This window comes from Microbacterium lacus, assembly GCF_002812805.1.
In the GTDB taxonomy this organism is placed as follows: Bacteria; Actinomycetota; Actinomycetes; order Actinomycetales; family Microbacteriaceae; genus Microbacterium; species Microbacterium lacus_A.
This window is the reverse complement of the sequence record NZ_NMUM01000007.1, coordinates 1-7,185: the sequence shown is the minus strand read 5'-3', so window position 1 is coordinate 7,185 and position 7,185 is coordinate 1. Positions and strand designations below refer to the sequence as shown.

General features: G+C 64.4%; 8 protein-coding genes and 1 other annotated feature. Of the genes, 4 read left to right on the top strand and 4 right to left on the bottom strand.

What is annotated here, in order from left to right:
• Window positions 1-53: 53 nt before the first annotated feature.
• The 4 genes from CGU34_RS03115 to CGU34_RS03100 form a co-directional block, all read right to left on the bottom strand.
• Entirely contained in the window at window positions 54-1,322 is a 1,269-nt protein-coding gene (locus tag CGU34_RS03115) for an IS256 family transposase (RefSeq protein WP_100809674.1), read from the bottom strand.
• Window positions 1,323-1,730: 408 nt separating this feature from the next.
• Entirely contained in the window at window positions 1,731-2,252 is a 522-nt protein-coding gene (locus tag CGU34_RS03110) for a hypothetical protein (protein ID WP_100813227.1), read from the bottom strand.
• Window positions 2,253-2,440: 188 nt separating this feature from the next.
• The gene (locus CGU34_RS03105; protein ID WP_100812220.1) at window positions 2,441-3,790 is read right to left on the bottom strand and encodes a dihydrolipoyl dehydrogenase family protein; all 1,350 of its coding nucleotides are present in this window, start codon (window positions 3,788-3,790) and stop codon (window positions 2,441-2,443) included.
• Entirely contained in the window at window positions 3,787-4,101 is a 315-nt protein-coding gene (locus tag CGU34_RS03100) for a thioredoxin family protein (protein WP_100812219.1), read from the bottom strand. The genes CGU34_RS03105 and CGU34_RS03100 overlap by 4 nt, the downstream gene beginning before the upstream one ends.
• A 54-nt stretch (window positions 4,102-4,155) precedes the next feature.
• Here CGU34_RS03100 and CGU34_RS03095 point away from each other — a divergent pair, with 54 nt between their 5' ends.
• The 4 genes from CGU34_RS03095 to CGU34_RS03080 all read left to right on the top strand — a co-directional run bounded on the left by CGU34_RS03095 (window position 4,156) and on the right by CGU34_RS03080 (window position 7,164).
• Complete coding sequence (locus CGU34_RS03095) at window positions 4,156-4,560, top strand: heavy metal-responsive transcriptional regulator (RefSeq protein WP_100812218.1); 405 nt, start codon at window positions 4,156-4,158, stop codon at window positions 4,558-4,560.
• A 259-nt stretch (window positions 4,561-4,819) separates the two neighbouring features.
• The gene (locus CGU34_RS03090) at window positions 4,820-5,155 is read left to right on the top strand and encodes a transposase (RefSeq protein WP_081766483.1); all 336 of its coding nucleotides are present in this window, start codon (window positions 4,820-4,822) and stop codon (window positions 5,153-5,155) included.
• Window positions 5,114-5,241: a sequence feature (AL1L pseudoknot), on the top strand. Its footprint overlaps the gene before it by 42 nt.
• Window positions 5,149-5,889, top strand: coding sequence for an IS3 family transposase (locus tag CGU34_RS03085; protein WP_100813226.1), 741 nt, complete (start codon window positions 5,149-5,151; stop codon window positions 5,887-5,889). Its footprint overlaps the feature before it by 93 nt. The genes CGU34_RS03090 and CGU34_RS03085 overlap by 7 nt, the downstream gene beginning before the upstream one ends.
• Before the next feature lie 198 nt (window positions 5,890-6,087).
• A complete protein-coding gene (locus tag CGU34_RS03080; RefSeq protein WP_100812876.1) occupies window positions 6,088-7,164 on the top strand; it encodes an IS110 family transposase in 1,077 nt (358 codons plus the stop codon).
• Window positions 7,165-7,185: the final 21 nt, after the last annotated feature.

Sequence of the window (7,185 nt, the reverse complement as noted above, 5' to 3'; positions counted from 1 at the left end):
GGTCAAGTCCCGTGTTGTGGTGTCAATCCGGCTGCTTCCTTGATGGGTGAGGGTCAGGCGGTGAGGAACAGGTCGGGGCGCTCAGGCTCGGCGTGGTCTTGGAGTGTGTGGACGAGTTTGCGCATGGAGATGTCGGAGAGGTAGCGGCGTTCACCGTATTGCCATTCCTCGTGCTGCTCCTGCAGGACGGCGCCGATGAGGCGGGTGACGGAGTCGCGGTCGGGGAAGATCTGCACGACGTCGGCGCGGCGTTTGATCTCACGGTTGAGGCGCTCGATCGGGTTGTTGGACCAGACCTTCTGCCAATGCTCACGCGGGAGCGGCGCGAATCCGGTGAGGTCTGCTTCGGCAGCATTGAGCATGTCTGCGATCTCCGGGAACGACCCGCGGAGGGACGTGGAGACCTGGTGATACTGGGCGATCACGGCCTCGGGGGTGGTCTGCGCGAAGATCGTCGAGATCAGCGCGTTGACGGGCTTGGAGCGTGCCGATCCGAGCTTCTGGGTGACGTTACGAGCGAAGTGGACGCGGCATCTCTGCCAGCCCGATCCGGGGAGGATCGCTTTGACGGCGGCTTTGATGCCGGCGTGAGCGTCGGACGTGACGAGGGTCACGCCGAGCGGGTCTGTGTCGGTGGAGACTTTCAGACCGCGGTCGCGGAGGGAGCGGAGGAACTCGGTCCAGAAGTCCGTCGTCTCCGCGTCGCCGAGAGCCATCCCGAGGATCTCCCGACGGCCGTCGCCGCTGACCCCGGTCGCGACGATGAGGGCTTGGGAGAGAACCCGGCCACGGTGGCGCACGTCGAGGTAGGTGGCGTCCAGGAACAGGTACGGGAACCAGGTGTGATCGAGCCGGCGGTGCAGAAACTCGTGCACCACCTCATCGATCTCGGAGCAGATGCGGGAGACGGTGGACCGGCTGATGCCGGTGTCGTTGCCCAGCGCGCGGACGAGCTGGTCGACCTTGCGGGTGGAGACTCCGTCGATCCAGGCCTGGCAGATCACCGCGTAGAGCGCCTTGTCGACACGGCGGCGTGGGCTGAGCAGGCTCGGGAAGAACGACCCCTCCCGCAGCTTCGGAATCTGAATGTCGACCTCCCCCGCGGGCGTGGCGAGCGTCTTCGCGCGAGCACCGTTGCGACGCGTGGTGCGCTCCGCCGTGCGTTCGTAACGGGCCGCGCCGATCTTCGCGGTCGCTTCCGCGTCAACAAGGTCCTGCAGCCCCGCCTGCAGCATCCGACGGAACACGTCGGAATGGGCGAGGTCAGGATCGGCGAGGACTTCTGCGATCAGGGTCGTCAAGGCAGACTGATTCTGGGTCATCGTGGGATCTCTTCTTTGCTTCTTGGCGGAAACAACTGGTCATCCCACGATGGCCCTCCTACGTCAACGACGACGAGAACCCCGCAGGAATTGACACCAAGCTACGAGACGCACCCGCGGGCAGATAACAAGAAATTCGGAACTGCCCAACTGATGGCGGTGCTGGGGCTGCGACCGTGCCGAAGGCGCTGTATCGGCACGGGATTCAGCTTGTGCCAACGTAACTGTGGGGGCCTATCCTCGGGCGCGGACGGCCTCGGGGGGAGCCTGCTCATCACCGCTGACGTGCGACCTTTCGCGTGTGGAGTAGTTGCAATCTCACTCGTCCGAGAACGGTCGCCGAGCGCGCTCGTTTCGGCTGACGGGCGCCACTTAGCGCCTCGACGGCGCCACGCGGCAGGAGGTTGTCTAGAGGGCGCTGGATTGGCCGCTCTGCTCGTCCTTGATGGCAGCACGCTGGCGACGGGTGTCCCGCTCGATGAAGAGGAAGGCGGCCACGGCGATGACTCCCAGCGCGAGACTTGAGAGGTTGCTACCCCCGGGCTCCAGCGCCGCATGGCCTGGCCATAACAGGATCACGAACGCTGACCCAACGACCAGCGACACGATGACCGTCCGCTTCCGCCTACGCTCTTGCTTGAAGAGCGGATCCAGGCGGGCGTTCAATTCCGAGCCAGCGTCGGTCACTCTCTTTGCGAACTCATCTTGCATCGAGCCCGCCGGAAGGTTGGGATAGATCGCGGCCAACCGTTCGAGCCGTAGGAGCAGACGCGACTCCTTACTGAATCGGCGCGCCAACCAGGTGATGGCTGCTGCGACAGCTGGCACCGACAAGATGGCAATCGTCATCTGCAGGAAGTCAGGTCCGCTCGGCATGCCAGCAAAGTAGACGGAGGCTACGACACGCTCGACACGCGAGAGCTGCGACATTGTGGACGACCGTGCGAATGCCGGTCCTGCCTCGGGCGATGCGCGGGGCCATGCTGGGGAATCGACGAGGCCCGCGGAGTGTGGACTTTGCCGCTCTCTGGCAGTGTTTTTTGATCGCTCGTTGGCGGGTGCGTCGGGCTCGGTAACTGGCTGAAAGCAGAGGGTTGTTGACTCTCTGCTTTGCTCGGTTAAAGCAGGGAGCCGAGGTCGGAGCCGAGGGAGGGGTAGGTGGCGGTGGTGGATTTGAGTTGCCGGGTGGTGAGGCCGAGCTTGATGGCGATACCGAAGGTGTTGATCAGTTCGGAGTAGCCGGGGCCGAGGAGGTGTGCGCCGAGGATCTGGTCGGTGTCGGTATCGATGATGATCTTGGCGGCGGCGGTGGTCTCGGCGACCCGGTAGGTGGAGTACCAGTTGCTGGTGTCGGTAAAGCGGACGGCAGTGTTGTGGCCTTCGGCAGCTTCTTCTTCGAGGAGACCGACCCGGTTCAGTTCCGGGATGGTGAATACGGTCGTGGGAACTCCGGTGTAGTCGGGCGCTGTCGTGGTGCCTTTCAGCATGTTCGAGGCCGCGACTTTACCCTCAAACACGGCGACCGGCGTCAGGGGCCGTCCCGCGGTGTTAGCGGCGTCTCCTGCCGCGTAGACGGCGGGATTGGTGGTGCTTTGCAGGTGTCCGGTGACGGTTACTCCGTGTGAGCTGCTCGCGATGCCGGCAGCGTCCAGGTGGAGGCTTTCGAGGTTCGGGACGCGGCCAGCACCGTGGACGACGAGGTCCGCGTCAAGGCGGGTGGTCGTGCCTTTGGTGTCGACGTTGAGCTGGAATCCGGAGGGGGTTGCCTCGATGGCGGTGACGCTGGTGTTTCGGTGGACGCGGATACCGGCTTGTTCGGTGCGTGAGGTCAGCAGCTCCACCAGGTCGGGGTCGAATTCGCGCAGGGGCCGCGGGCCGCGGTCGATGATCGTGCAGTGCGCGCCGGCTCGGGCGGCGATGTGGGCAAATTCGAACGAGATGAACCCGCCGCCGATGAACACGATCCGCTGCGGTAGGGCATCGAGGTCGAGGAACTGGGTGCTGTCGATGAGGTGCTCCGCGCCCGGGAATGTCAAAAGCCTCGGGGTGGCCCCGGAGGCGATGAGGAACCGCTCCGCCTCGTGGGTGGTGCCATCGATGGTGATGGTGTTCGGGCCGGTGAACTCGGCGTGACCGTGGAAGGTGGTGGCACCGTTGCCGGTGAGTTCGTCTTCCATGCCTTTTGGTACCCCGTTGGTGAAGCCGCGCTTGCGCTGCATGAGTGCCGGCCAATCGACACGGAGGCCAGCTTCTGTGATGCCGGTGTCGTTCATCAGCCGGGCGGCATCGACGATTTCGGCGCCGCGGCGAAGGATCTTTTTCGGGTCGCATCCCCGGAGAGCGCAGGTGCCGCCGTAGGGGAGCGCGTCGACGATCCCGACCCGCCAGCCTTGTGCGGCGCACTTGTTCGCAGCGGACGTGCCAGCCATGCCGGCACCGATGACCAGCAGGTCCAACGCGTCACTCACCGGGTGCCCGCTTCGACGTTCACGATGGCGTCGCGGATCTGCTCTGTCGTGGGGGACCCGGCAAGACCTGCTGGTGTCAGATACACCCGGCACGACAGGCCAGGCGGAGCCTCCGGCACGGGAAACAACGGCACACCGTCGGCCAGGAGAGTCGGGGAGCCGCGGAAGTCGACCGTTTCCGCTTCCGCTTGTGTCTCGATGAGCTGCCGGCTCACCGTGATGTCGGATCGTTCCGCCGTGATCACGGCGAGGCGCTCCTCGGTCGTCTGCCAGTTCGGGCACCCATCGAAGTACTGCAACGTGATCTCCATCCAACGACCGTAAACGTTGCAGCCCGGTACAAGGTCAAGTGGTGTGATGGTCACATGCGCATTGGAGACCTCGCCGCGGCCACGGGCGTCAGCACTCAAACCCTTCGCTTCTACGAACGCGAGGGCCTCCTGCCGGCCCCGAGCCGACAAAGCAACGGATACCGGGTCTATGACGACGGGGTCGCTTCCCGGGTCGGGTTCATTCGCGCCGCTCAAACCGCCGGACTAACGCTGTCCGATATCGCCGGGGTTCTCGCCCTCCGGGAGGATGGGCAGGCCCCGTGCTCACACGTGCATTCACTACTCACTGGCAAACTCGGTGAAGTCAGAGCCCGCCAACAAGAACTCGCCCGCCTCGAGAGAGAGCTCGTGGGCATGCTGACGACCAGCTCGGCCCTGGATCCAGCGACGTGCTCGGAGCGCAGCATCTGCCACGTCATCCCACAGCCGCTCCCGTAAGCCCGTCGTTGTCCGCACCAGCGGTCCGCCTCGAAAAGCTAAAGTTTTCCGAGGCACGCGAAACCCCTTCCGAGCAGCCGAGGGAAGTGGCGGATTTCCGGGACGCCATTTGTCTTGGAAACATGTCTTACCGCAAACTGTCTTTCCTTCGCCGCTTCTAGCAGTTATTGAGGCACAATGGTCGGGTGAGGCATCTCGGGTACACGCGGGTCAGTATGAATCGCCCCGGGTGTCGTGGAGGGTCTGAAATCCCGAGAGGATGAGGACTATGCCAGCTTTGAGGAAGTATCCGCCGGAGTTGCGGGAGCGAGCGATGAGGCTCGTGCAGGAGGCGCGTAAGGAGGATCCGGAGTTGTCTGTGAATCAGGCAGTGATCCGGATCGGGCAGCGCGTCGGGGTCAACCCGGACACACTGCGCGGATGGGTCAAGCAGGCTCAAATCGACGCGGGTGATCGCCCGGGGACGACGTCGGATGACGGCCAGCGCATCAAGGCGTTGGAGGCGGAGAACCGTGAGCTGAAGCGGGCGAACGAGATCCTGTTGGCGGCGTCGAGTTTCTTCGCGCGGGAGCTCGACCCGCGACTGCCGTGGTAGTTCAGTTCATCGATGATCATCGTGACCGGTTCGGGGTCGAGCCGATCTGCCGCGTGCTCACTGAGCACGGGGTCAAGATCGCCCCGTCGGGTTACTACGCATTCAAGAAGAGGTCAGTCTCGGCAAGAGCGGTCTCCGACGCCGAGCTGGTGGTGCAGATCGAGCGGGTGTTCTGGGACCGCAAGCTCGGCCGCGGAATCAGCGGCGCCCGCAAGATCTGGCGGCTGCTGCGCCGAGAAGGCATCGTCGTCGCCCGCTGCACTGTCGAGCGTCTCATGCGCCGGCAGGGCCTGCGCGGCATCCGCCGGGGTAAGCAGTTCATCACCACCCGCCCCGATACCTCGGCGCCGCGGGCGGAAGATCACGTGAGGCGCGAGTTTCACGCGGCCCGGCCCAACGAGCTCTGGGTGGTCGACTTCACATATGTTCCGACGTGGTCGGGTATGGCGTTCACCGCGTTCGTCACCGACGTGTTCTCCCGCCGCATCGTGGGCTGGAGGACGATGTCGAAGATGCCCACCGACCTGCCCCTGGACGCCCTGGAGATGGCGTTGTGGATCCGAGACCGCGCTGGCGAGGACGTCACCGGCGTCATTCAACACTCGGACGCCGGGACTCAATACACCGCGTTGCGCTACACGGAGCGGCTCGCGGAAGTCGGCGCGATCGCGTCGATCGGGACCGTCGGTGACAGCTACGACTGTGAGAGTGTCGAGTACCTCCTGGCGGCCTGACTCTTGCTGACGACTGACCTCGAAGTCTGGGTGTCCTTGCTGTTGATCTGTCGTCCGTCAGGAGGCGCATCACCCTCGTGGTGCTGGCCGGGCGGGCGTGACCTCATAGGAGCCTGATCGCAACAGTCCCATCACAGTCCCGTCCACCCGACCGGCCAGTGTCACTCACCCTGTCCTGATCTGGTTGGAGCGAGCACTATGAGCATGCAGCAAGTCCCCTCTCACCGTCGAGTCGTTGTCGGCGTCGACACTCACAAACACGTCCACGTCGCCGTCGCGATCGATGAGCTCGGCGCGGTCCTGGATCGCCGATCTTTCGCGGCGGATTCCGGTGGCTACGGCCAGCTGATCGACTGGGGCGAATCGTTCGGCGGGAAACTCACCTTCGGGATCGAAGGCACCGGTTCCTATGGTGCAGGCCTGGCCGGCGCAGTGCGCCGTCGTGGAATCGGGACGCTGGAGGTGATGAGAACGGACCGTCGCGACAGGCGACTACGAGGCAAGTCCGACACCATCGATGCCGAGAACGCAGCCAGGGCAGTCCTCGCGGGCCTGGCGACGGCCATCCCGAAGTCAGCCGATGGAACAGTGGAGATGATCCGTCAGATCAAGGTCGCCAAGGACGTCGCCGTCAAGGCGAGAACATCCGCGATGATCAGCCTCAAGCAGGTCATCGTGAACGCCCCCGACGATCTGCGTCAGGAGCTGCAACCGCTATCGAAGATGGCGCTCATCCATCGCTGCGCGGCGCTTCGTCCGGGCCAGGTGACCACAATCATCGCGTCGACCAAGCACACGTTACGATCGATCGCCCGTCGCTGGGAAGTACTGGATGCCGAGATCTCCGGGCATGAGAAGCTCCTGGCAGAGCTGACCGCGCAGATCGCTCCCGACCTCGCGAAAGCCTTTGCGGTCGGTCCTGACACCGCGGCCGAGATGCTGATCGTTGCCGGCGACAATCCGGAACGGATCCGTTCGGAGGCCGCGTTCGCCCGGCTCTGCGGTGTCGCCCCGATCCCTGCATCGTCAGGGATGACCACCCGACACCGGCTCAATCGGGGCGGTCACCGGCAAGCAAACGCCGCACTCTACCGTGTCGTCATCGTTCGCATGCAGCACCACGAACCCACTAAGGCCTACGTCGCCCGCCGGATCACCGAAGGAAAGACGAAGTCCGAGATCATCCGGTGTCTGAAACGTCTTCTCGCCCGCGAACTCTGGGCCGCGATGCGCCCCATCCGCGAAGCCCGACCACCCCTCCAAATCGCGGCTTGACAGATATAGGAGCATCAACGC